This window comes from Gloeotrichia echinulata CP02 (assembly GCA_038087035.1).
GTDB classification, from domain to species: Bacteria; Cyanobacteriota; Cyanobacteriia; order Cyanobacteriales; family Nostocaceae; genus Gloeotrichia; species Gloeotrichia echinulata.
The window spans coordinates 3,881,829-3,903,329 of record CP051187.1 but is presented as its reverse complement, the minus strand read 5'-3'; the positions used below and the strand labels follow the sequence as shown (position 1 = coordinate 3,903,329).

At 39.4% G+C, this 21,501-nt stretch carries 20 protein-coding genes and 2 pseudogenes; 6 read left to right on the top strand and 16 right to left on the bottom strand.

Annotated features, from left to right (window positions below; translation table 11 throughout):
* Nucleotides 1–191 precede the first annotated feature (191 nt).
* From HEQ19_17195 to HEQ19_17175, 5 genes and pseudogenes are all read right to left on the bottom strand, one after another.
* A complete protein-coding gene (locus HEQ19_17195) occupies nt 192–953 on the bottom strand; it encodes a class II aldolase/adducin family protein (GenBank protein ID WYM00971.2) in 762 nt (253 codons plus the stop codon).
* On the bottom strand, nt 940–1,611 hold the full coding sequence (locus tag HEQ19_17190; GenBank protein WYM00970.1) for a cysteine dioxygenase family protein: 672 nt from the start codon (nt 1,609–1,611) through the stop codon (nt 940–942). The genes HEQ19_17195 and HEQ19_17190 overlap by 14 nt, the downstream gene beginning before the upstream one ends.
* Nucleotides 1,608–1,817, bottom strand: a complete 210-nt coding sequence (locus tag HEQ19_17185; protein ID WYM03468.2) for an RRXRR domain-containing protein — start codon at nt 1,815–1,817, stop codon at nt 1,608–1,610. Before HEQ19_17185 ends, HEQ19_17190 begins: the two co-directional genes overlap by 4 nt.
* Nucleotides 1,818–1,827: 10 nt before the next feature.
* A complete protein-coding gene (locus HEQ19_17180) occupies nt 1,828–2,130 on the bottom strand; it encodes an LLM class flavin-dependent oxidoreductase (protein WZI66943.1) in 303 nt (100 codons plus the stop codon).
* Nucleotides 2,131–2,331: 201 nt separating this feature from the next.
* Nucleotides 2,332–2,529, bottom strand: a pseudogene (locus HEQ19_17175) (transposase).
* A gap of 650 nt (nt 2,530–3,179) precedes the next feature.
* On the opposite strand from HEQ19_17175, the gene chrA reads away from it, so the two are divergent.
* The 3 genes and pseudogenes from chrA to HEQ19_17160 all read left to right on the top strand — a co-directional run bounded on the left by chrA (nt 3,180) and on the right by HEQ19_17160 (nt 6,498).
* Nucleotides 3,180–4,379 carry a chromate efflux transporter gene (gene chrA, locus HEQ19_17170; GenBank protein WYM00969.1) on the top strand — a complete coding sequence of 400 codons (1,200 nt, stop codon included), beginning with the start codon at nt 3,180–3,182 and terminating at the stop codon, nt 4,377–4,379.
* 753 nt (nt 4,380–5,132) lie between these two features.
* Nucleotides 5,133–5,726, top strand: a pseudogene (locus HEQ19_31135) (sulfonate ABC transporter substrate-binding protein).
* 202 nt (nt 5,727–5,928) lie between these two features.
* Nucleotides 5,929–6,498: an ABC transporter substrate-binding protein gene (locus HEQ19_17160; GenBank protein ID WZI66942.1), complete on the top strand. Its 570-nt coding sequence runs from the start codon at nt 5,929–5,931 to the stop codon at nt 6,496–6,498.
* Nucleotides 6,499–6,564: 66 nt separating this feature from the next.
* Here HEQ19_17160 and HEQ19_31130 read toward each other — a convergent pair whose 3' ends face one another.
* On the bottom strand, nt 6,565–6,753 hold the full coding sequence (locus tag HEQ19_31130; GenBank protein ID WZI66941.1) for a hypothetical protein: 189 nt from the start codon (nt 6,751–6,753) through the stop codon (nt 6,565–6,567).
* 49 nt (nt 6,754–6,802) lie between these two features.
* Nucleotides 6,803–7,441, bottom strand: a complete 639-nt coding sequence (locus HEQ19_17155) for a cyclase family protein (GenBank protein ID WYM00968.1) — start codon at nt 7,439–7,441, stop codon at nt 6,803–6,805.
* A 297-nt stretch (nt 7,442–7,738) separates the two neighbouring features.
* On the opposite strand from HEQ19_17155, the gene HEQ19_17150 reads away from it, so the two are divergent.
* The 3 genes from HEQ19_17150 to HEQ19_17140 all read left to right on the top strand — a co-directional run bounded on the left by HEQ19_17150 (nt 7,739) and on the right by HEQ19_17140 (nt 11,194).
* The gene (locus tag HEQ19_17150) at nt 7,739–8,596 is read left to right on the top strand and encodes an ABC transporter permease subunit (GenBank protein ID WYM00967.1); all 858 of its coding nucleotides are present in this window, start codon (nt 7,739–7,741) and stop codon (nt 8,594–8,596) included.
* Nucleotides 8,597–8,618: 22 nt separating this feature from the next.
* Nucleotides 8,619–9,383 (top strand): ABC transporter substrate-binding protein, encoded by a 765-nt coding sequence (locus HEQ19_17145; GenBank protein WYM00966.1) that lies wholly within the window; start codon nt 8,619–8,621, stop codon nt 9,381–9,383.
* 965 nt (nt 9,384–10,348) lie between these two features.
* Entirely contained in the window at nt 10,349–11,194 is an 846-nt protein-coding gene (locus HEQ19_17140; protein ID WYM00965.1) for a hypothetical protein, read from the top strand.
* A 290-nt stretch (nt 11,195–11,484) separates the two neighbouring features.
* Here HEQ19_17140 and HEQ19_17135 read toward each other — a convergent pair whose 3' ends face one another.
* The 9 genes from HEQ19_17135 to HEQ19_17095 form a co-directional block, all read right to left on the bottom strand.
* Entirely contained in the window at nt 11,485–11,979 is a 495-nt protein-coding gene (locus HEQ19_17135) for a DUF6174 domain-containing protein (GenBank protein WYM00964.1), read from the bottom strand.
* Nucleotides 11,980–12,058: 79 nt separating this feature from the next.
* A complete protein-coding gene (locus HEQ19_17130) occupies nt 12,059–13,369 on the bottom strand; it encodes a DUF4910 domain-containing protein (GenBank protein WYM00963.1) in 1,311 nt (436 codons plus the stop codon).
* 38 nt (nt 13,370–13,407) lie between these two features.
* Nucleotides 13,408–14,133, bottom strand: coding sequence for an SDR family oxidoreductase (locus HEQ19_17125; protein WYM00962.1), 726 nt, complete (start codon nt 14,131–14,133; stop codon nt 13,408–13,410).
* Between the two features lie 32 nt (nt 14,134–14,165).
* On the bottom strand, nt 14,166–14,822 hold the full coding sequence (locus tag HEQ19_17120; protein ID WYM00961.1) for a PIG-L deacetylase family protein: 657 nt from the start codon (nt 14,820–14,822) through the stop codon (nt 14,166–14,168).
* On the bottom strand, nt 14,819–15,616 hold the full coding sequence (locus HEQ19_17115) for a sugar phosphate nucleotidyltransferase (protein ID WYM00960.1): 798 nt from the start codon (nt 15,614–15,616) through the stop codon (nt 14,819–14,821). The genes HEQ19_17120 and HEQ19_17115 overlap by 4 nt, the downstream gene beginning before the upstream one ends.
* A 57-nt stretch (nt 15,617–15,673) precedes the next feature.
* A complete protein-coding gene (locus tag HEQ19_17110) occupies nt 15,674–16,846 on the bottom strand; it encodes a class I SAM-dependent methyltransferase (GenBank protein WYM00959.2) in 1,173 nt (390 codons plus the stop codon).
* A gap of 194 nt (nt 16,847–17,040) precedes the next feature.
* Nucleotides 17,041–18,042 carry a GDP-mannose 4,6-dehydratase gene (locus tag HEQ19_17105; protein WYM00958.1) on the bottom strand — a complete coding sequence of 334 codons (1,002 nt, stop codon included), beginning with the start codon at nt 18,040–18,042 and terminating at the stop codon, nt 17,041–17,043.
* A 16-nt stretch (nt 18,043–18,058) separates the two neighbouring features.
* Nucleotides 18,059–19,396 (bottom strand): glycosyltransferase, encoded by a 1,338-nt coding sequence (locus tag HEQ19_17100; protein WYM00957.1) that lies wholly within the window; start codon nt 19,394–19,396, stop codon nt 18,059–18,061.
* 50 nt (nt 19,397–19,446) lie between these two features.
* Nucleotides 19,447–21,372, bottom strand: coding sequence for a tetratricopeptide repeat protein (locus tag HEQ19_17095; protein ID WYM00956.1), 1,926 nt, complete (start codon nt 21,370–21,372; stop codon nt 19,447–19,449).
* Nucleotides 21,373–21,501: the final 129 nt, after the last annotated feature.

The following is a 21,501-nucleotide window of genomic DNA, read 5'->3' as shown; positions in this document are numbered from 1 at the left end:
CTTGACCATCAATGCCATAAGCGAAAACCAAGCTAATAGGTATATGTTGCCAGAAAAAAATTTGGGTCTTGGGAACCAAGACTCCTGCCCTTGGAAGGAATGTAAGACCAAAAAAAACTACGGAGTTTTTGAGGCTATTCCTGATGAATTGGGAGAGCTACAGACTTCACCCGTAGGCAAGTCTGAGTAGTTCACTCAAATAAATCTGGTTCTTCGCGTACAATCCTTTCATAAAGTGGCTGGAAGCTAAACCATCCACTTACATGTGATCCCACTTGGCTTTTTGTTAAACGAGCAGTTTCATGTTGGATGATATGGGGTTTACCTGCAGCTTCCGCTAGCAGTTGCGCTTGACAGGAGCGCTCTAAGGTAATATACCAATAAGCAGCTTCATCTACTGTGTGTCCTACGGTTAAAATGCCGTGGTTTCGCAGGATGACAGCTTTTTTATTAGCCAAATTTTCCGCAATTCTTTTACCTTCAGAGGTATCTAAGACAACACCTGTGTAGTCATCAAAGACGCTATGGTCTTCGTAAAAAGCACAAGAATCTTGAGTCAGGGGATCAAGGAGGCGACCTAAACTAGACCAAGCTTTACCATAAATTGAATGGGCGTGAGCGGCCGCGATCACATCAGGTCGAGCTTCATGAATTTGGGAATGGATAGCGAAGGCTGCTTGATTAACGGGGAGATCGCCTTTGACAATTTCCCCTTCTTTGTTGACTAACAGCAGGTCAGAAACGCGAATATGACCGAAGTATACACCCAAGGGATTTACCCAAAAATGGTCTGTAAATTCTGGGTCACGAGCTGTAATGTGACCAGCTATACCTTCACTAAACCCAAATCGGCCAAACAACCGAAAGGCTGCAGCTAGGCGCTGTTTGCGGTGTAGGCGTTCTTCTTCAATTGTCTGGAATACGGGCGGTTGTGGTCTACTAAATACTGACATGTTCTTTTTCTTCCTCTTCTTTACACGGAGCATTGGAATAACCAGAACGAAACGATTTCACGCTGTGAGTTTCTGGGATAAACTGATGGCGCCAAATGCACCCAGTATCATTTCCTAGTATATGAATAGATACGGATGCCGTATCAGATATTGTTTTCACGGCGTGAATATCACCATCTGGGGGTAAAAGACGGTAAATATCACCTGGTTGGAGCGATCGCTCTTCCACGATTTCTAATTCGGCGTGTTCTTCTGCATCCCCGTGATCTACACGGCGATAAACTGTTTCTTGCTGATTACCTTGGTATAAACCAATCAAACCCCAAGCCAGATGATCATGGACAGGAGTTGCAGAACCAGGAGGAATCACCAAGCTGAACACTGTCAGAGAACGTTCTTGTGAGCGATAAAGCAACCACTGACCGATACCACCACCCATCCCACTTTTTGGGTTAATTTGGGCGTATTCTGTGGGTAGCCAACTCGGTTGAGCCAGCAATTCTTGAAAATAGGGTTCCAATCTGGAAACAGTTTCTGCGCGGTTCTCAACAGTATTGGCGCTAATTTCCCGCACTGTCGCCACAAAGGAACGCAGTTCTTGACTCTCAATAAACCATTGGTCTTCTGGTAGTGGTTGGAGAGTGCTTTGGTTGGTCATACAATGTTGGATTTTGAATTTTTGATGGGTTTGAATTTCCCTGTACCGATTCTCCTACCTGTGGTGACAACAGCGCTAGGTATTTTGACACCAGGGTTCATCTTGATACCAAGTTGTTCCAGTTTTGCTACAGGAAGACTTTCCTTGAGAATAATAGTGAATGGATATCTCTGGAATACTGCTGCTTTACCTTGAGACAACAACACCCTAGCATGGCTAATGCGTACTGGATACAAGGGTCTTACGGGCGAAGAGTGTAGGAGCAACAAAACCAGGACGGTGCGCGATTAAGAATTTTAATTTTTCTGTTGCCGCAGCCGCAAAGGATGCCACAGTTAAACCATCTGGGCCGGTTGAGCCATAACCCACCAGCACCCGATCAAAGCCCCCATCTTCATGGGCTTGAGCAAACTTGCGAACATAGGCTTGATCTATGGAACCACCAGTGATAGAGATAGTTGGGCTATCCAACTCTGATAACGCTCTAGTTCCAATCATCCCAATCAATTCTATTGGCATCGCGCACCTCCTACAAAGTTACACATTGTTAATGGCAGATTCAATTTGATGAGACTTCTGGCAAAAATCAGAGTTGAGAATTTTTCACCCCAGATAATTCAGAGAAAATCGCCGCAAAACTCCTCACTCCTCACTTAGCAGTAGGACAAATAGCCGTAGCAACATCTACCTTTTTTGGTAAGATTTTTTGCTCTTGCGTACTTAGCGTGCTAAATTGATAGGATAATGCCAAGAAAGTAAAGCTCTAATCTCAAAATTACGAAAGTTTCTAAATCCAAATCCACTTCGCTTTATTAACTTCAGTTTATTATTTATTCCTTCTACTACTCCACTGGTAGTCCTTCGTTCAAAATATCAGACTATTTCTCCAAACCACCGTTTAATTGTCTGCACACTTCTTTGATAATATGGTTCAGCTTTTTTTAACCAATTGATTAATTCTAGCGTTCCCGTTACCACATTTTTATTGTAGGCTTGATTCTACTAATACTTCAGGCAAATTTAGGAGTTGAGTCATTATTCGTTTCATAATTTATTTTATTAAACATTATTAAAAAATATCTTAACATTTTAGCACGCTAAGTACCCAAGAACCAGATTTATTCGATGCTTCACTGAATATAAGATATTTCGGTGAAACTGAAACAGCGGCTTATTACTTTGTGGGACGGCGAAGAGACAGTGTAAAGTTTTATTTGAAGGATGCCTGTCATCTGCGTAAAATTGCTACCGTGAATGACTCGAAACTTATATTTAGACAACTCCTTCCAACTATGGATGTAGATTTTGTCCGCACGGGGCAAAGTACCGTAATCCCTTTTCCGTTTAAGTATATTAGGGAGTATAAGAACTTTGGAGTTGCTCAATAAATGCAGTACCAATTGACTTTTAGGCTATTTGCTACTGTAAAAACAAGCTTTGTTTTCTAGAAATGTAGGATACTAACCTTGTTGCTGGAAATCAAATAATCGATATTACCTATTATTACACTCATTCTTCCCCATTCCCCAGTCGCGGGCGTTAACGCAAAAGCGCTATCACTATAAACAATGAGTAACTCAGCACTTAGTCGTTTGGGCGAACTCGCCAAACTTTTTCTCAAACTGGGTATCATCGGCTTCGGCGGACCGGTAGCCCATATCGCTATGATTGAAGATGAGGTGGTTAAGCGGCGTCAGTGGCTGACAAGAGAGCATTTTTTGGATTTGCTGGGAGCAACTAATCTAATTCCAGGGCCGAATTCCACAGAAATGGCTATCCATGTAGGATATGTCTATGCAGGATGGTTGGGGTTAATTGTTGCAGGTGTAAGTTTCATCTTACCAGCGGTGTTAATTACAGGTGGATTTGCTTGGTTTTATGTTAACTATGGCACATTGCCCCAAGTTGCACCTATACTCTACGGCATTAAACCGGTGGTGTTAGCCATAGTCATCAATGCTCTGTGGGGTTTGGCGAAAAAGGCGGTTAAGACGCGCCAATTGCTAATAATTACCTTGGTTGTTGTGGTGTTGTCAGGACTTTTAAAACTGAATGAAGTAGTTTCCCTATTAATTGGGGGATTACTGGGGATGATTTGGTTGCGTACTGGTGATAAAGGGAACCCACCAGCACAACAGACAAACTTTGTGATTGCTAGTTTAACTACAGGTGCAACTTTGAAGGCTACAGCTGCTAGTGCAACGGTAGCAACTGCAGCCAATGTACCTTTATGGCAGTTGGGTTGGTTTTTCCTCAAGATTGGTAGTGTATTATTTGGTGGCGGCTTTGTACTGATAGCCTTTATTCAAGGAGAATTAGTTGGAGAGTACGGCTGGTTGACACAACAGCAATTACTAGATGCGATCGCTATTGGTCAGTTTACCCCCGGACCGGTGCTTTCTACTGCTACTTTTATCGGTTATGTCCTGGCTGGGGTGCCGGGTGCAATTGTGTCTACACTGGGTATTTTCCTCCCGTCTTTTGTGTTTACCGCTGCACTTAATCCCCTTGTACCTAAGTTACGCGCCTCAAAATGGACGAGTGCATTTCTTGATTCCATCAATGTGAGTGCTGTGGCGCTGATGGTTGTTGTCACCTTCCAAGTAGGAGTAGCCACTTTAAGTTTAGCAAAATTGCCGTTTGTAGATTTCTTTGGTTTGGCGATCGCAATTATCTCTGCAGTTTTAGCTATTCGTTTCCGCATTAATGCTGCATGGTTGGTTTTAGGTGGGGCTATCATTGGCTGGGGTGCTTCTTTATTGGGTTGAATCCCCTCCACTCCCTTTCCCTTAGTCAAGACTAGGGCGTGTTTTCAAAGTCTTATACAATACCATCAAAACGCTGATACATGTAGGAGCGAGTGGGGGCACGGCAATGCCGTGCCCCTACAGCTGGTATCATATCGTGTGGATTTAGGGGTATCTAAAAATTTATGCAGCTAAACAAATAGTTTGAAAACACGCCCTAGGGGCGCAAGGCCTTGCGCCCCTACGCCCGCTTTTATAGGCCCACAAGATAAATTAGAGATTTTTTGATTTGTCAGTCCTAAAGGGCGGGCTGTCCGGCCTACCCTACAAGAGGTTGAGCAAATTTCAATCGACAAATTGATCCCTATCCGGTATCGAATACATCTTTGTAACAAAAAGACTTGATTTTGAATTAACATTAGTATAACGTAGTAACTACGGTAAGTTTATCGAGTTACCGGAGTTAACGGCTAACAGTGGATTTATCACTTTCTTAAAGCATAGTTTGTAGACACAGAAATTTACCCTGATGTCAAAAAACTGCTTTGAGTCTCACTACCGATACAATGCCTGCGGGTGTTCTCCCAGCATGTTTGATGCTGCAATATTTCTGTTTTGATTTAGCAAGGGCTACTGAAATTGAGTTGGCATTGCTCACCTGACTCTTGTCTAAAATTTCGAATGAATTTTGTTTGCTCTGACTAAAAGTCAGGCATTTTTGGGCAGTTAATTCTGTCTTTCTAAACCCTAAAACTTTCCGGAGAGAACATCGATATGGTCAAACCTCAATCTGGCAGAATATTTCGTCGCTTTTCATTGCTCTTAGTACCAGGTTTATTAGCTTTAGGACTAGTTAGTTGCATAGCAGAAAACCAAAAAGTAGCGACTCAATTTCCTGTAGGTAAAGTATCCGAAGCCAAAATATCTAAAGTGTTGGATACCACATTATCTTCGGTATTCAACACCGAAGTAGTTCCAGCATTGGAGACCACAACATCTCAAGCATTATATAAAACAATCCCCAATGCTTCAGTCGTCAAATTAGCTCAAACATCAAACAACAAAACACCTGGAATTAAAACTAACGTCATCCGCATCGGATTTCAACAATCAGGCGATTTAGTCAAGGTTACAGGAGTTTTAGAAAAACGTCTGACACCCTTGGGAATTAAAGTGGAGTGGGCACAATTTGCCCAAGGACCCCAACTGATGGAAGCCATGAATGTTGGCAGAGTCGATTTGGGTTCTGTGGGAGAAACTCCGCCAATATTTGCCCAAGCTGCTGGCTCTCAACTGGTTTACGTTGTTGGTTCGCGACGAACTGCAAATAGTGGTAAAGGAAGCGCGATCGCCGTACCACCAGATTCGGTTCTTGCGTACTTAGCGTGCTTAATTATTAGTTAAAGTCTATAAATTTGCTTTAAAAGTAAGACTTACAGGCGTTCATAATTTAATTTTCAGCAATATGACCAAAAATACAGGAAATAATGGCTATTACCGTATCTCAGTAAGGGTTTCAAGCTGATTATTTAATAAATTTAGCACGCTAAGTACGGAAGAGCCAAACCTGATGACACAGGCTATCAATGGGAATGCGATTGATCTTGCTTCTGGTAGTGAGATTCCGCCAATTTTCGGGATTCAATCTAATGCAGCATTGAGGCTGATTGCTTCCACCAGGGGTCCGACTATTGGTCAAACCTTACTAGTCCCCAAAAACTCTACAGCGAAGACAGTTGCTGATCTTAGAGGTAAAAAAATTGGCTATGTCAAAGCGACTACAGCCCACTACTTCCTAATTAAGATGTTGGAAGAAGTTGGATTGTCGTTTAAAGATGTGAATGCGATCGCCTTGAGTATTCCTGATGGACTTTCCGCCTTTAGAAGAGGGGATTTGGATGGTTGGGCTACCTATGGTTATGCAATTCAACAAGCGAAGAAAGACGGGGCTAGAGAACTCAAGTCAGGGAGAAATATCCTCAGCGGTAACTTTTTGATTTACGGAGCGCCTACAGCTGTTGCTGATCCAAATAAAAGAGCTGCGATACCTTCGGTGAGCTTCGCTAACGCAGATTTTATTTGTCGAATCAAGAAAGCCCAAAATTGGCGCGAAGCTACTCCCAGGAATTTGGACACTTGATCCGCTAAATATGCAGAAGCGATTGGAGTAGATAAAAAGCTGGTACTAGACGAAGCCAACGCCGGGCTAAAACAGCGCCGTTCCCAAGTTTTCCCCATCTCTAAAGAGGCGATCGCTTCTCAGCAAAATGTAGCTGATACTTTTGCTAAGGCTGGCGTGATTCCATCTAGAGTGAATGTAGCACCTTTGTGGGATGGCACCTTCACCGATGCAATTAACAACTGCAAATAGCACATTAGGAGTATTTTTGAACAAGCCTTATCCGCGTTATTATTTGTAGTAGCGCTTTAGCACTAAAGTGCTACTACAAACTGGTTTCTTCTGTACAAATCAAAATTGCTCTAACAGGAGTTGCATCAGCATCTTTAATTTTTAAAGGTAGAGCAATGAGTGTGTATAACCCAGGATCAACATTATCTAAAACCACACCTTCTAAAATCGCCATTTTGTTTTGATAAACAGCCCCATGAGATTCAAGTGCTTGAGATTCTTCAGGATCTATCGAAGGTGTATCAATGCCGACCAAAATCACATTCTGCTGTGCTAAATAATTTATTAATTCTGGTGAGAGAGAATTGAAGTCAGAATTCCATTGTTCAGGATTGGGGAAGGAGCCGGTTTTAAATAATATTCGTTCAGCTTGAATAGTGACGTTTTTAATATCTTCTGGATAAATCCTCGTTCCTGGTTGTTTACTAATATTAATTACTTGACAAAGACCGAGATAATAATCAAGGGAAACTTCAGCAATACTTTTGCCCTGTGGATGGTAATGGCTGGGAGCATCTGTGTGAGAACCAAGATGTACTGTAGAGCTAATTGAAGATAATACTAAATTATCGCCTTTGACAAAATCCAGAGAAATTTCGCGTTTAAAACTACAGTCTCCGGGGAATACGGCGATTTGTTCAGAAATTAGGGGAGAAATATCGATATATTTCATACAGCATATTTCATGTGAGTGAGGTACACAAGGGCGGGTAAGATGCCCCACCCCACAAGAGTTTTATCATTCCCATATTTTCTCTGGTGGGAAAATATAGAGCGGTGCTTCGTCCATCCAATTTTATCCCCAAATGTTGACCTTTAACCCTTGCTCCGGGAAATTTTAAATTTGACATTTGAACCTTGACTCTTATGAAATCATAAAATACGGTATACCGGTAGACTTGAAAAAGATTTTGTATATTGTATGTTATGAATAGTTAGATAACCCCCAATTACAACTAATCTACGAACGATGAATTTCCGATTAAAACAGCCTAATAAAGGTTCGACAGGAAATAATGAACAGTCCAAGCCAAGTATTTTTTACCAGCTATTTCACCTGCTAAAAATAGAGCAGATTATTTCTTTGTCATCGATTTTATTTGTGCTGATTTTATGGAGTATTAGTACTTATTTTAATTGGGTTCAACCGTTATTTTTGCCATCTCCAACATCAGTGTTAACAGCTTTTTTAGAAATTTTGCGAGATGGGTATAAGGGGAATTCTCTAATTTTTCATATTTATCAAAGTATGTACCGATTGTTTGTTGCACTGCTGTTAGCAGTGGTGACAGCAATACCAATAGGTATGTTATCGGGATTTTCTAAATACATTCGTGCCGCTATTGACCCACTGGTGGAATTTTACCGACCTCTGCCGCCTTTAGCTTACTATACGCTGTTAGTGATTTGGCTGGGAATTGAGGATTCCTCGAAAATCGCGCTGCTATTTTTAGCGGCTTTTGCACCACTCTATATTGCAGCGGTGTCGGGAGTACAGCGAGTACCGCGCGATCGCATTAATTGCGCCCTGTCTTTAGGGGCGAAACCTTGGCAGGTTTTTGTCTATGTAATTTTTCCCTCCTGCTTACCAGAGTTGTTTACCGGACTGAGAACAGCCGTAGGCTTTGCTTATACAACATTGGTAGCTGCAGAGATAGTAGCAGCGATTTCTGGCATTGGTTGGATGGTGTTAGATGCCAGTAAATTCCTCAGAAGTGATGTGATATTTGTGGGAATCATCATTATGGGTGCGATCGCCATGTTGATTGATGCGGGTATTCGTTGGATTGAGAAAGTTCAACTCCCCTGGATTGGTTATGACAACTAAGAGAAAAAAGGATGAAATTACTATGTCAGTGAAACGAAGAGATGTACTGTTTGGCTTGATGGGATTAAGTTTACCGCTGATTGTCGCTAGTTGCAGTGGCAATAAATCTGGGAGTTCTTCCGACTCTACACCAACAGAACGCCCCACAAGCGCTGCTGCTGTACCCGAAAAGATTCGGATTGGTTATCAAGTCGTACCTAATGCAGAATTGCTAGCAAAGGCTTTAGGATTAGCTCAAAAAGCATTTCCCAACTCCAAAGTAGAATATCTCAGCTTTGATTCTGGTCGGGATGTGAATACAGCGATCGCCGCCAATGGAATTGATTTTGGTCTGGTCGGTTCTGTGCCAGCTAGCGTTGGGATTGCTCGCGGACTAGCTTATCATGTTTACTTCATTCACGATTTGATAGGCTCTGCCGAGGCGCTGATTGTGAAAAATGGGAAGGCGATCGCTGATATCAAGGGGAAAAAAATTGCCACACCCTTTGGTTCCACCGCTCATTTTTCCCTACAAGCCGTCCTGAAAACCGAGAATATCGACCCGAAAGAAGTCACCATTTTAGATTTGCAACCCCCTGACATTGTAGCAGCATGGCAACGGGGAGATATTGATGGTAGTTACCTTTGGCAACCGAATTTAACTAAACTAAAAAAAGCTGGCGGTAATATTCTGATTACCTCCGCCGACCTCGCCAAAAAAGGCTTTGCGACCGCCGATTTAGGAGTGGTTCGTAAAGAGTTTGCCGAAAAATATGGTTCTTGCGTACTTAGCGTGCTTAATTATTAGTTAAAGTCTATAAATTTGCTTTAAAAGTAAGACTTACAGGCGTTCATAATTTAATTTTCAGCAATATGAACAAAAATACAGGAAATAATGGCTATTACCGTATCTCAGTAAGGGGTTCAAGCTGATTATTTAATAAATTTAGCACGCTAAGTACGGAAGATCCCTTGCACCTTGAAAGGGCTAGTCCTAATAAAAAACTCCATCCCCTTGTGGATAGAGTTTTTGGGAATGGACATGAGGAAGAATTTACCAATGCTCTATACCCAATGTCCCAAGCGATGGGGAGAACAACCTCAACCACCCACAAGGGGATGGAGTTTCCCGTCGCTTTCAATAAATAAAAAACAAGCAACGCTGGTTGCAAAGTCAGCGAGAGAAAACATTAGAAAATTAAAATTAGACTGTTTCTAGAAATCGCCAAAATGAAAGAGTATAAAATATACATCTTCCTTTTGACGTAATTTTAGATGTTGAATTCTTTATTTTGGTATTTTTTATGTCTTTCAAGGCGGTTTTTATGGCTAAAAAAATAAAATTATCAATTTAAAATTTCAAATTGTTTTACAGAAAAAAAGCATAATCATGGATTTTGAATTGATTAGAATATCTTATAATTTGTACAGAAAATTAACTATGACATGCCTTCTTATGCAGCCAGAATAACCGTACAGCAATACATCCAGCCTTAGCGTGACTCTGTATAGTAGTAGATGGGTTGGGGTTGTTTTTTAAAGTCTGAGTAATTTGACGGAATAAATATAATTTGTAATTGGCGTCAAAAGTATGATATTTTTACTTAAGTAAAAACCTGCATAAATCCTTTGAAGCCCATTTAACTCAGAGTTTGAATAGGTAGTGATGTCTTGAGATTTTTCTCAACCGGAATCATGCCATAATTTGTGCTGGTTTTTAATTAGTTAGTCAAGTTAGTCAAGTTGAAAACAAACAAATCACTGGACTTTTGTATGAAGCAATACATGGGATTTACCAAGCATTTTTTAGTATTTGCTACATCTTTGGTAGCTAGTTCTGTCTTAGTAGCTTCACCTGGTCGAGCTGCTACTTTTGCTTTTTCTGAAGGTAATTTTGAGTTTAAAAACTTTAGTCAAAGTCCTGTAGACACTTTTGCTGAAGCTATAATCAATACCCCTTCTACTTCTGGTGTTCAAGATACCAATAATGTAACAACTCTAGCTAATGCGAACGCATCTTTTATCGACAATTCAGGAAAAGCATCAAATTCTTCTTTCGGCGTTGCTATAGGTGCAAATAAAGATTACTTAGGAATTGCGGAAAACCAGTCTACTGTTCAAGGGATATTTGATGTAGAAAAAGACACACTTTTTTCTTTTGACTTTACAGGTGATTTGACTCTAAAAACATCAATAGATAATCCAACAGTAGAGAATGCAAATGCAACGGGAGATGTATCTTTTGCCTTAATAGATACCGCTGATAACAGTATCTTAGATTACTTTACATTGGGGGGTAATTTAACAAAAAATGCCAATCAAGATTTCCTCTCATTTGAAACAAATGGGAATGTTAGCTTAAGTAACCTATTCACTAAGACAGATTTTGATGGTAATCAAAAATCGGCTCAAGGTTCTTTTGATGGCTCTGTGAAACGTTATTTTACTGAAAAAACACGTTTAGCTCTCACAGAAATTAACCAGAATCAAGTGAGTGTTTCAGTATCCGAACCTTCACTTTTACTACCTTCACTTTTCTGTTGTGGTGTAATTGGCGTGGCGCTAAAACGTAAACGCAAAAAACCACATCACCAAGGAAATAATTACGGTATAGGGTGAGGTCTGTATAGGCTTCATCGAATTCATGTAATTTAAATTTATTAATGTTTGTAGTCAGGGTTAAAGTCCTGGCTACAAACAGGTAAATTTGGCTCTTGCGTGTATAGCGTGCTTAATTATTAATGAAAGTCGATTAAATTGCTTTAATAACAAGGCTTATAGGCGTTTATAATTTGATTTTTAGTAACAGTAGCTCAAATACAAAAAATAATGGCTTTTATCGGAGCCAGGCAAGGGTTTCAAACTTATTTTTTAACAAATTCAGCACGCTAAGTACGGAAGAGCCCTATCTATTTAATTAGCTGAAAATTCTCAATTGTGAGAAATATTTCTTCATCAGCTATCTGACTGTTGTAGTCGATATCTATTTGAGTGGGATAGCCAAATCTAGCATTGTATCGCACATTCAGGCTGTATGCTCTACGCTTAATAGCATCCTCAATTACATCAAATAGCTTAGGAATTGTATTGTATGTTTGAAAGAATTGTGGATCAACTGGTTGACCGGTAGCTACAGAAGTGACGGAAACTGTTTGTCCATTCCGGACTTCAATGACTACTGGACCTCTAGCATCGGGAATACAAAAGCAACTATTACTAATTGTGTATCGATAGTTATAGACGTTTTTTTGATTCCATAAACGGCGATTAAATTTTAATTGTCTAACATTTGAGTTACTTTTCGCTGGTGATTCGGCTATCTGACTGATAGACTGAGACATTACTGGTACATTGAAAGCTAATGATAGCAACAAAGTTGCACTAATAGTGGCAAGTAAGCGCATATAAATCTCCATGACTAATTTATTGGAGAGTCTCATCTATCTGAATAAGATACTAAGTAATATTACCACGTCGGAGCATTTACGAATCTAGCGAAGTCAGTAAATCATGTGCGAATAATGTGTCAGCAGCATCTTTAATCATATCAAATGCCATCCCTGACCTTTGGGCAATATCCAGCAGTGTATGATGACCATCTGACAAATTTAAAACCCACAATATTGCCATTTGATGTAGCCTACTATCTTGAACTCCACTGTATGCTTGATATAGGCCTCGTCTTCCCAACTGTGGCTCACATTTTGGGCTTTGATTTAAGTAGAGTTTATTATTTTCCAGTATATTTAATATAGAAACACATTTAAAAAATGATTGAGAAAGATATGCAGGTTTAACAAAGTTTAAATCATCCGCTGATGTGTGATATTCAGGAAAGGAATCGTGAGGCGATCGCATCAAGCAACCCACAGCTAAATTAAACCCTGGTGAGCAGTATTGTCGCTCATCATAGCCATAGGGAAAGAAGTCTATAATTTCATAATCTTGAGCCGAGTTTTTGAGGACGTAAGCAGCTATATCATCAATTTCTGCATTACCTCTGCGGCTTTTTTTGTAAGTAAATTTTCCTGAATCACCTAAACAAGTTAATACCAAACCATGTTTAATCTTGGTGACTTTAGCTTCGTTTAAAGATAACCATGTAATTGAGCCAATAGTTGCGGGAATCCAGATAAATCTATAGGAGTATCTTGGTGTAGTTTGGCTTAAATATTTGGCAATAAAAGTAGCGATCGCAATTCCTGAAAGATTGTCATTGCAAAGTGATGGATGACATGCATGACAAGAAATTAATACTTCATCTGACCTTTCTCCGGGGATAAAATACTCACCATAGGTCAAATATCCTGGTTCCAGGGAGGAATCTATACATACTTCATATTCTTCATCTTGTAGTTCTAAATATTGTTTGTGGCTTAGGCAAAAACCCCAAGTTTCTTTATAATATGAAGTCCGGTAAGGAATCCAATCAGGATATTCAGTAATAGTAAAAAGATGTGGTTTTAATTCTGTCAACGATAGCTTTTTGTGAACTGGAATACTGTAGCTAATAACATGCAAATTCGAGTTAGCAAAATCTACTATTTTATCTCCTTGTGAATTTTTAATATAGGCATCTTTAATATTCCATTCTTTCGGAACTGTCCAATCAAATATTTGAGTACCTGTAGGCACTTCATGAATTGATAAAGGAATATGCTGTTTGATGACTTTCAGGGTTTCTCGAAAGCCATCACCTGTAATACTGCGACATATGGGATATAGCTGGAAAATAAGTTGATAAATTTCCTCAGCAATTTGATTTGATGGTATAGTGATACTACTAAGGCTCATGTTTTTCTGGTTTTCAGCTATTTTGAATTTTGAGCAAATCAGGATTTCAAGAATGGTCGGATGTTGATATCAGTAACTTCAGTAGTTCGAGGTAAACTAAGTGCGTTAATGACAACACTTGCCAAATCTTCTGGTTGCATAAGGTTCTCAGGGTGATAGAGTTTACCCTCAATTTCGTGGATGCTGGCTTGGAGAGGAGTTGCAGTCCGCCCAGGAAATATACTAATAACACGTACCTGGTCGCCATTCACTTCTGCTCTGAGACTGTCTGCGATGGCTTTGAGCGCGTGTTTGGTTGCGGCGTAATGTCCCACACCGGCTTTCGCATTTAAGCCTACACTTGAGTTGATAAACACGATTTGACCCTGGGAGGTTTTGAGTATGGGTAACAAACCTTGAGTCAGGAGATAAGGAGCGCGAACATTAGTGCGGTACTGTTGGTCAAATTCTGCAACGGGGGTATTCTCAATCGTACCCATTGCGAAAATAGCAGCGTTGTGAATCAGGATATCAACTTGTTCAAAATCTTTTTGGATTGAGACTATTAGTTTTTGAATGTCTTCGTCCTGAGTCAGATCAATTTGATAGCTTTTGGATTTAGGTGAACTTTCGCGAACATTTTGGGTGATCGCGTTGAGGGTTTCTAGACGACGCCCTACCAAACAGAGTGTAGCACCTTGTGCTGCTAGTTCCAAGGCGATAGCTTTGCCAATACCGCTATTAGCTCCAGTGATGACTGCAATCTGATTAGCCAGCAGTTTCATAGTTACTCAACCTATTCCCAAATTTTATAAATTTATGATAAAATGACTTTTCGACAGTAAAATGCTTCTGCATAATTGTTCGGTGAATTTGACTCGATAGAGCGAATTCTCAGAATTGACCGAAAAGTTTCTTCCGTAAACCATTGTTTATTTTGCTGTGTTTTAAAAGCATCCATAATGTATTGAATTTTCCGGCGGGTTAAGGCTTCATCTAGATGGACAAAGAAATTGGGAATACCCAAATCGCCGTCATACTTGGGAATCTCATATTCCAGGATTAAATGATTTCTAAAAGTGTTCCAAGTAAAATCAGAAATTAAACGATGATCTTGGTGGCGATCATCTCGATAATGCGTAAAAATGATATCTGGTGAAAATTCCTGCTTCAACTGCTCAAAGCATTCTTTCACCTCGATTCCATGAAAAGGTAAAAAGCCATCTCGGAAATTTTTAATGATAACTTTTTTGGACTGTATTTCTTTTAAGAATACATTGGCGCTTGTAGTTGCTTCCTCTGCTCTTTGTTCATTGGAACTAAAGACAACCCAATATATGATGATATTCTGATAATTTTCTATCAGCTTTAAAATTGTGCCACCACAACCAATCTCGATATCATCACAATGGGCACCCAGACAGAGAATTTTATACTCAGATTCATCGGTTTTGCTCAAGCTAAGTTGCATCATCTAGAAATTACCTCTAGTGTTTTATCTCTCCATACTTCCCAAGGTCTTTCACCTTGAGCATACATATCATCCAACTGTTGCTTTTCTTTAAACGTATCCATAACACCAAAAAAGCCCTTATATTTGTAAGCTATAAGTTCTTTGATCGCAATTAGTCTTTGAAAAGGCTCCAGAACAAGTTCTTCACCATAATTAATATATTCAAAGATATCTTTTTTAAAGAGAAAATATCCTCCATTAATCCAAATCTCTCTTTGTTTGACATCCTTAATATCTTCAACTAAACCATTTTCATCGATATCGACTAAATGAAAAGTTTGGCTTGGTCTAACACACAAAAAGCTACCTATTTTATCACGTTTATAAAATTCCTGAATATAAGTAGGTAGATGCAAGTCTGTCAGTCCATCACTGTAGTTAGCCAAAAAGACTTCTTCTCCTTTGAGATACTCTTCTACTGCTTTAAATCTTTGTCCAATATTTGCAGTTAACCCCGTATCCACAAAGGTAATATTCCAATCTTGGATATCCCGATTAAATAATTTTATATCGCTGCCATTTGACAAAGTAAAATTATTGGATAGCCATTCATTATAATTTAAGAAATAGCTTTTAATTAAATCAGCCTTGTAACCCAAACACAAGATAAAATCTTTGTGCCCATAGTGAGCATAGTATTTCATAACCTGCCATAATATCGGTCGATAACCAATATTAATCATTGGCTTAGGGATAGTCTCTGAATATTCCCTCATTCTGGTTCCTAAACCACCACAGAATAAAACAACTTTCATTTTTAACCTCTACATTGTTAATAATTTATGAAAAAATTGACACAATTTACACAATATTTAAGAGTAAAGCTTGACTTCGGGAATTGGCACAACAAATTGACCGCCCCAATCTCGAATATAGGCTATTTGTGTGATAATTTCGTCCTGCAAATTCCAAGGCAAAATTAACACATAATCAGGTTTAGTTTCTTGAATTTTGTCTGGATGAAAAATGGGAATGTGAGTCCCAGGTAAAAATTGACCTTGTTTGTAAGGATTACGGTCTACTGTATAATCAATAAAATCTGTGCGGATACCGCAGTAATTTAACAGAGTATTTCCCTTACCAGGCGCACCGTAACCCACAATGGATTTTCTTTCGCGTTTAGCTTTAATTAAGAAATCAAGCAATTTAAGTTTGGTTTCTTTGACTTGTTCGCCAAAGGAAAAATATGTTTCTAAGTTTGTAAAACCAGCCGATTCTTCTCTAGCTTTCAGTTCTAATACTTTTTCACTCACTGGCTGGGAATAATTTTCAGTATGACGAGCATAAATTCTCAAAGAACCACCATGAGTGGGTAATTCTTCGACATCAAAGATAGTTAAACGGTGGGTGTTAAAAACTTTGTCTACTGTAATAAAAGAAAAATAAGAAAAGTGTTCATGGTAAATAGTATCAAACTGATTTTCTGCCATTAATCGCATCAAATGGGGAAATTCCATAGTAATTACCCCATGTGGTTTGAGGATAATTTTCATCCCAGCGACAAAATCATTGAGATACGGCGTATGAGCCAGGACGTTGTTACCCAATAATAAATCTGCTCGTTTTCCCTGACTAACGAGTTCCCGTGCTGTATCCTGTCCAAAGAACTTGACAACTGTGGGAATCCCCTTTTTAATCGCTACTTTAGCGACATTAACAGCAGGTTCTATTCCCAATACTGGGATGCCTATTTCTACAAAATATTGTAACAAATACCCATCATTACTGGCAATTTCTATTACCTGACTATCTTGGTTTAATTGAAAGCGTCCTATTACCAAATCAACGTAGTTATTGGCATGTTTTAACCAGCTATCAGAGTAGGAGGAAAAATAGGCGTATTCGCTAAAGATATTTTCAGGATTAATATACTCTTGCAGTTGCACTAAATGGCATTTTTCACAGACATAAGCATGGAGTGGATAAAATGCTTCCATCTCATTGTGCTGTTCTGGTTTGCGATAGCTTTCGCAGGGAGGAGACATTCCCAAATCTACGAATGTGTGAAGTAATTTTGTCCTACAAAATAGACATTCGCCTTGATTTGGGTTTTTATAAAACAATTGTGATGTATTTACAAAATCGTGATTTTGAGTTTTTACCAATGATGAATCTTGCATAATATAGTTGTTACAGAAAAGTTTGCAAATTTGACAATTATTGAACGCCGCAAACTAATTTAGAAATTTTTCGCAAGTTCCAGCTTATAATCAATAAAGCTTTGATACCATTCAATGGTTTCAATTAGTCCCTGTTCAAGGGTATATATTGGTTTCCAATCAAGAAGATTTTGAGCTTTTTGTGTCGAAAGATATTGATGTTTTATTTCGTTATGAGATTGATTTAAAATCACAGGTGTAAGATAACTCTTGTTGATCAATGCTAAAATTTTATTTACCAATTCCAAAACTGAAATTTGTAATTCATTGCTAAAATTAAACGCTTCTCCAACTATCTCACTTCGATGCATTTGTTCGGCAAGATGTAAGTAAGCATGAACCCCGTCTTTGACGTAAAAATAATCACGAATATTGGTGCCATCGCTGCGAATTAAAACAGGTTTTTCCTGCAAAGCCAAGCGTATGGTATCTGGCACAATGTTGTTAAAGTTTAAATCTCCACCACCATAGAGATTTCCACAACGAGTCACGCATACTGGTAAGCCGTAGCTCACATAGTAAGTACGACATATTAGATCCGCACAACTTTTGGAAACATCGTAGGGATGCGCTCCCTGAAGTGGTGCTGTTTCAGAGTAGGGTAATATCTCTTGGTTTCCATAAGCTTTATCGCTAGATGCGACTATGATCCGATTTACTCCTCCTATCTGACTACAAGCTTCCAGTAAGTTCCAGGTTCCTTTGATATTGGTTTCAAATGTTGCTAAAGGTTCACGATTAGCCCAATTAACTATAGTTTGAGCAGCCAAATGAAATACGGTATCAATTTCATATTCATTAATTGCTCGTTTCAATACTTCTAAATCTTCTATCCGTCCGTAAACGGTTGTGATTTTCTGAGATAATCCTTCTGTAAATAGTCTAGACTGAGGCACCCAATCTCGAACTAAGCCGACAACTTTTGCTCCTCTGTTTAAGAGTTCTTGAGTCATCCAGCTTCCTAACATACCTGTACATCCTGTAACTAAAACGTTACGACCTTGCCAGAATGAATTTGACATGAGTACTCCTTTAATTTTAATCTGCTTTGACTAATTTTTTATTGGTTGTAATTTCAGAGAGGGAAAACAACTTTGAAATAATCTCATCTCGGAGGGGAGCTACTTCCTCTTGAGTTAACCACACAAATAACTTGGCTACAGATTCAGGAGAGCTATCGATTTTGAGAATTTCTTGAATCATCCGCAAAGCTCCAGCAAGATTACCAGTTTTGAGAGGTATTGCGGCATGTTTCAGACAATAATTAAAGTTATATATACGAGCATCTGCGAGAACCTGAGAATAAAGATCAGCAGGGATATAGCTCTCGGAAATCTCTAGCCCTTGGCGAATGGACAAAGCCAGAATTCCAGATGATAAATCATTAGATGTCATTCTGTGAGAATGTATACGGTAACGAGCCAAACTTTCTGGTTCGTACCACCAATCATAAAAAACAGCAATGCGTTTATACAATTCCCATTCAGGAGCGCAAATTAACTCCGGATAATAACCTCCTAATTGTTCATGAGTGAGGCGACGAATAACAACCGCAGGTACCTGGAACGGACACGTGACACCAATTTGCTGCAAAAAATTGTGAGGGATACCTTTATGGTCTCCAAACCAATAACTCACTTCCCCTTTTTCAACTAATACCCCTTTTTCATTGAAATATTCAAAATTTGCGAAAGCAGCTCCTACGGAATCTGGACACCCTTGAAGACTTTTCTGAAGATTGGCATAAAAGCCCTCAAGGACACAATCATCATCATGTAGGATATGAATCCACTGACCGCGACTGAGACAAATACCTGCATTGTGATTTGGGAGTACTCCAATATTTTGCGGATGTCTGTAGTAGCGTACTATTCCTCCACCAATACTGTGTACTAGATCAAATAAAGGTGCTGTACTGGCATTATCCATTACCAGAATTTCCATATCCTCAGCCCCAGTCCATTGTACCAAGACGCTAGCTAGACATTCGAGGATATAATCGGTGCGGTTATATACCGGAATCACCACAGTCCAAAACGGTCGAGGTTTGTCAGGGTCTGTTACAGGTGGAATCCGTGGAAACTCATAGGCGCCAACAGTCACCTGAGTTTGGGATATGGGTGGAGTAACTAATATTTCTTGGTTGATTCCAGAATCTTCGTAAGCAGCTACGGCTTTGGCGTAATGGGGATTGAGTAACGTCAACCCCTGACGATACACAGAAATCGCCTCTGTGGTCTGGTTTTGAAGTTGGTAAATCTGACCTAAGCGAGTGTAGATATCCCAATTATAGGGATTGAGTTTTAAGGCTTGGTGATAAGATGCGATTTGTTTTTCCCAGGTAATATTAGGATGCTCGACCTGATTAATTGACATATTTTTTTAGTGCAAAAATAGAATATTTCAGCTTTTGGTCAAACAATCTTTCATAAAGTCATGGAGATGAGCCTTGAAGCAATTTCATCACGCAAAGGAGTCGCTTCTTCCCATGTTAACCAATTAAATAATTTCGCCACTGCTTCAGGGCTGTGATCCATTTTCAAAGCTTCTTCCAACATGACCAAAGCCCCAGCTAAATTTCCTGCTAAAATAGGGGATTTGACCATTTGTAAACAATAATTAAAATAATGAATGCGGGATTTTGCTGTAATTTCAGCACCCTGTTGAGTTGGGAAATAACTGTCGGAAATTTCAATTGCGCGGCGAATTGATATCATCTGCTTTCCAGATAATAAAAGTTCGCTCGTCATATTGTTGCCATGTTCGCGGTAATTAGCCAAAATTTCTGGCTCATACCACCAATCGTAACTAACAGCAATGCGTTTATAAAGTTCCCAATCACTTGTATATGTCAACTCAGAATGATATACTCCCAATCGTTCATGAGCTTCTCTGCGAATTACTACCGCAGGCATATTCAAGGAGTTAGCAACTCCAATACGTTGTAGCCAATTTTCAGCTATTCCTCGCTGTTCTCCATATACTTGTTGACAAAAAAATACTTCCCCTTTGTCGTTGATGTTTTGATAACCTGTAAAAGCTGCGCCAATCGAATCTGCACACCCCTCTAGACTTGCTTGTAACCGAGAATAAAAACCAGGGAGGATATAATCATCGTCGTGAAGTAAATGCACCCAGTGACCACGAGTTAGAGCAATTCCTGCATTCCAATTTTCTGGTAAACCGAGATTTTGCGGATTGCGGTAGTAGCTGATTATGCCTTGGCCAATACTATTGACTATTTCAAAAATTGGCGTTTTACTGGAATCGTCTATAACGATGATTTCCATCTGCTCTTTTCCTTGCCATTGTACTAAGACGCTGGTAAGGCATTCAAGTAGATAATCGATGCGATTATATACAGTTATGACTACACTCCAAAAAGGGCGATCGCCTAGGTTATCAACTACTTTAGGAATGCTAGGAAAATTATATTTCCCTACAATTACCTCAGTTTGAGAAATTTCTGGTGTGATTGGTACCGGCTGAGAAATTTCTGCATCTTCAGGAACTTCTATGGCTTGAGCATAGTGAGGATTAATCAGCTTTAATCCTTGGCGATAGGCAGAAACTGCTGCTGCTAATTGATTTTTTTGTTGATAAATTTTACCTAACTTGAGGTAAACTTCTCCATAGTTGACATTGAGTTCTAAGGCTTTTTGATAACAGGCGATCGCCTCTTCTAATTCGCCTTTTGCTTGCAGCACTACCCCCAACTGATAATGAGCTTCTACAAAATCGGGTTGTAAAATAATTGCTTGTTTGTAATAAGCTAGAGATGTTGCCAAATCACCAGCTTTTTTTCTGGCAAGACCTAGCTGAGAATTTAATTGTGCATAATGCAATTGCTCTGTAGGAGATAGCTGTCCTTGAGCATGTAGTGTATTGCCTAAATTCGCCTCTGCTTCCACAAAATTAGGCTTTAAATCTAGAGCTTTTTGATAATAGTTAATTGCTTGGGCAAATAATCCTTGTTGTTGCAGAGCATAACCCAAATTGTTGTAAATTGCTAGGGAGTTTGGTTTCAGGGCTAGAGCTTGACAATAAGCGATCGCAGCTTCCCCGTATTGCCCTTGTCCTAAACGTAAATTACCCAAACTAAACCATATTGTTGCAGAATCAGGCTGAATTTGGGTAGCAGCACTGAAAAACTCTTCGGCAGTTTTGCTTTGTCCCTGTTGTTGCGCTAATGTACCCATTCTATATAAAGCTTCGGGGTTGTCTGGCTGTGTTTCCAGAATTTGACGATATAATTTTTCAGCTTCCCCTAGGCGACTAGCTCGTTGATATTGGGCAGCTATTTGCAACATTTCAGCAGTATTTACATGGTAATCTGTAGCTTGTGTAGTCATAAGACCTCCAAATTCCACGAACCTGGTATAACGCAAAATTAAGGTTTTTCTCACCTGGGTCGGTAGGTTTTGTTTGCGTGCAAGATCAACCGCGATTTCTCATCCCCAGGGCACATGAAAGCGGACTTT

What these genes read in the sequence shown, in the direction of transcription:
- HEQ19_17195 (WYM00971.2), bottom strand. Translation starts at nt 953, where the DNA reads ATGTCAGTATTTAGTAGACCACAACCGCCCGTATTCCAGACAATTGAA.
- HEQ19_17190 (WYM00970.1), bottom strand. Translation starts at nt 1,611, where the DNA reads ATGACCAACCAAAGCACTCTCCAACCACTACCAGAAGACCAATGGTTT.
- HEQ19_17180 (WZI66943.1), bottom strand. Translation starts at nt 2,130, where the DNA reads ATGCCAATAGAATTGATTGGGATGATTGGAACTAGAGCGTTATCAGAG.
- chrA (WYM00969.1), top strand. Translation starts at nt 3,180, where the DNA reads ATGAGTAACTCAGCACTTAGTCGTTTGGGCGAACTCGCCAAACTTTTT.
- HEQ19_17160 (WZI66942.1), top strand. Translation starts at nt 5,929, where the DNA reads ATGACACAGGCTATCAATGGGAATGCGATTGATCTTGCTTCTGGTAGT.
- HEQ19_17155 (WYM00968.1), bottom strand. Translation starts at nt 7,441, where the DNA reads ATGAAATATATCGATATTTCTCCCCTAATTTCTGAACAAATCGCCGTA.
- HEQ19_17150 (WYM00967.1), top strand. Translation starts at nt 7,739, where the DNA reads ATGAATTTCCGATTAAAACAGCCTAATAAAGGTTCGACAGGAAATAAT.
- HEQ19_17145 (WYM00966.1), top strand. Translation starts at nt 8,619, where the DNA reads ATGTCAGTGAAACGAAGAGATGTACTGTTTGGCTTGATGGGATTAAGT.
- HEQ19_17140 (WYM00965.1), top strand. Translation starts at nt 10,349, where the DNA reads ATGAAGCAATACATGGGATTTACCAAGCATTTTTTAGTATTTGCTACA.
- HEQ19_17135 (WYM00964.1), bottom strand. Translation starts at nt 11,979, where the DNA reads ATGCGCTTACTTGCCACTATTAGTGCAACTTTGTTGCTATCATTAGCT.
- HEQ19_17130 (WYM00963.1), bottom strand. Translation starts at nt 13,369, where the DNA reads ATGAGCCTTAGTAGTATCACTATACCATCAAATCAAATTGCTGAGGAA.
- HEQ19_17125 (WYM00962.1), bottom strand. Translation starts at nt 14,133, where the DNA reads ATGAAACTGCTGGCTAATCAGATTGCAGTCATCACTGGAGCTAATAGC.
- HEQ19_17120 (WYM00961.1), bottom strand. Translation starts at nt 14,822, where the DNA reads ATGATGCAACTTAGCTTGAGCAAAACCGATGAATCTGAGTATAAAATT.
- HEQ19_17115 (WYM00960.1), bottom strand. Translation starts at nt 15,616, where the DNA reads ATGAAAGTTGTTTTATTCTGTGGTGGTTTAGGAACCAGAATGAGGGAA.
- HEQ19_17110 (WYM00959.2), bottom strand. Translation starts at nt 16,846, where the DNA reads ATGTCTCCTCCCTGCGAAAGCTATCGCAAACCAGAACAGCACAATGAG.
- HEQ19_17105 (WYM00958.1), bottom strand. Translation starts at nt 18,042, where the DNA reads ATGTCAAATTCATTCTGGCAAGGTCGTAACGTTTTAGTTACAGGATGT.
- HEQ19_17100 (WYM00957.1), bottom strand. Translation starts at nt 19,396, where the DNA reads ATGTCAATTAATCAGGTCGAGCATCCTAATATTACCTGGGAAAAACAA.
- HEQ19_17095 (WYM00956.1), bottom strand. Translation starts at nt 21,372, where the DNA reads ATGACTACACAAGCTACAGATTACCATGTAAATACTGCTGAAATGTTG.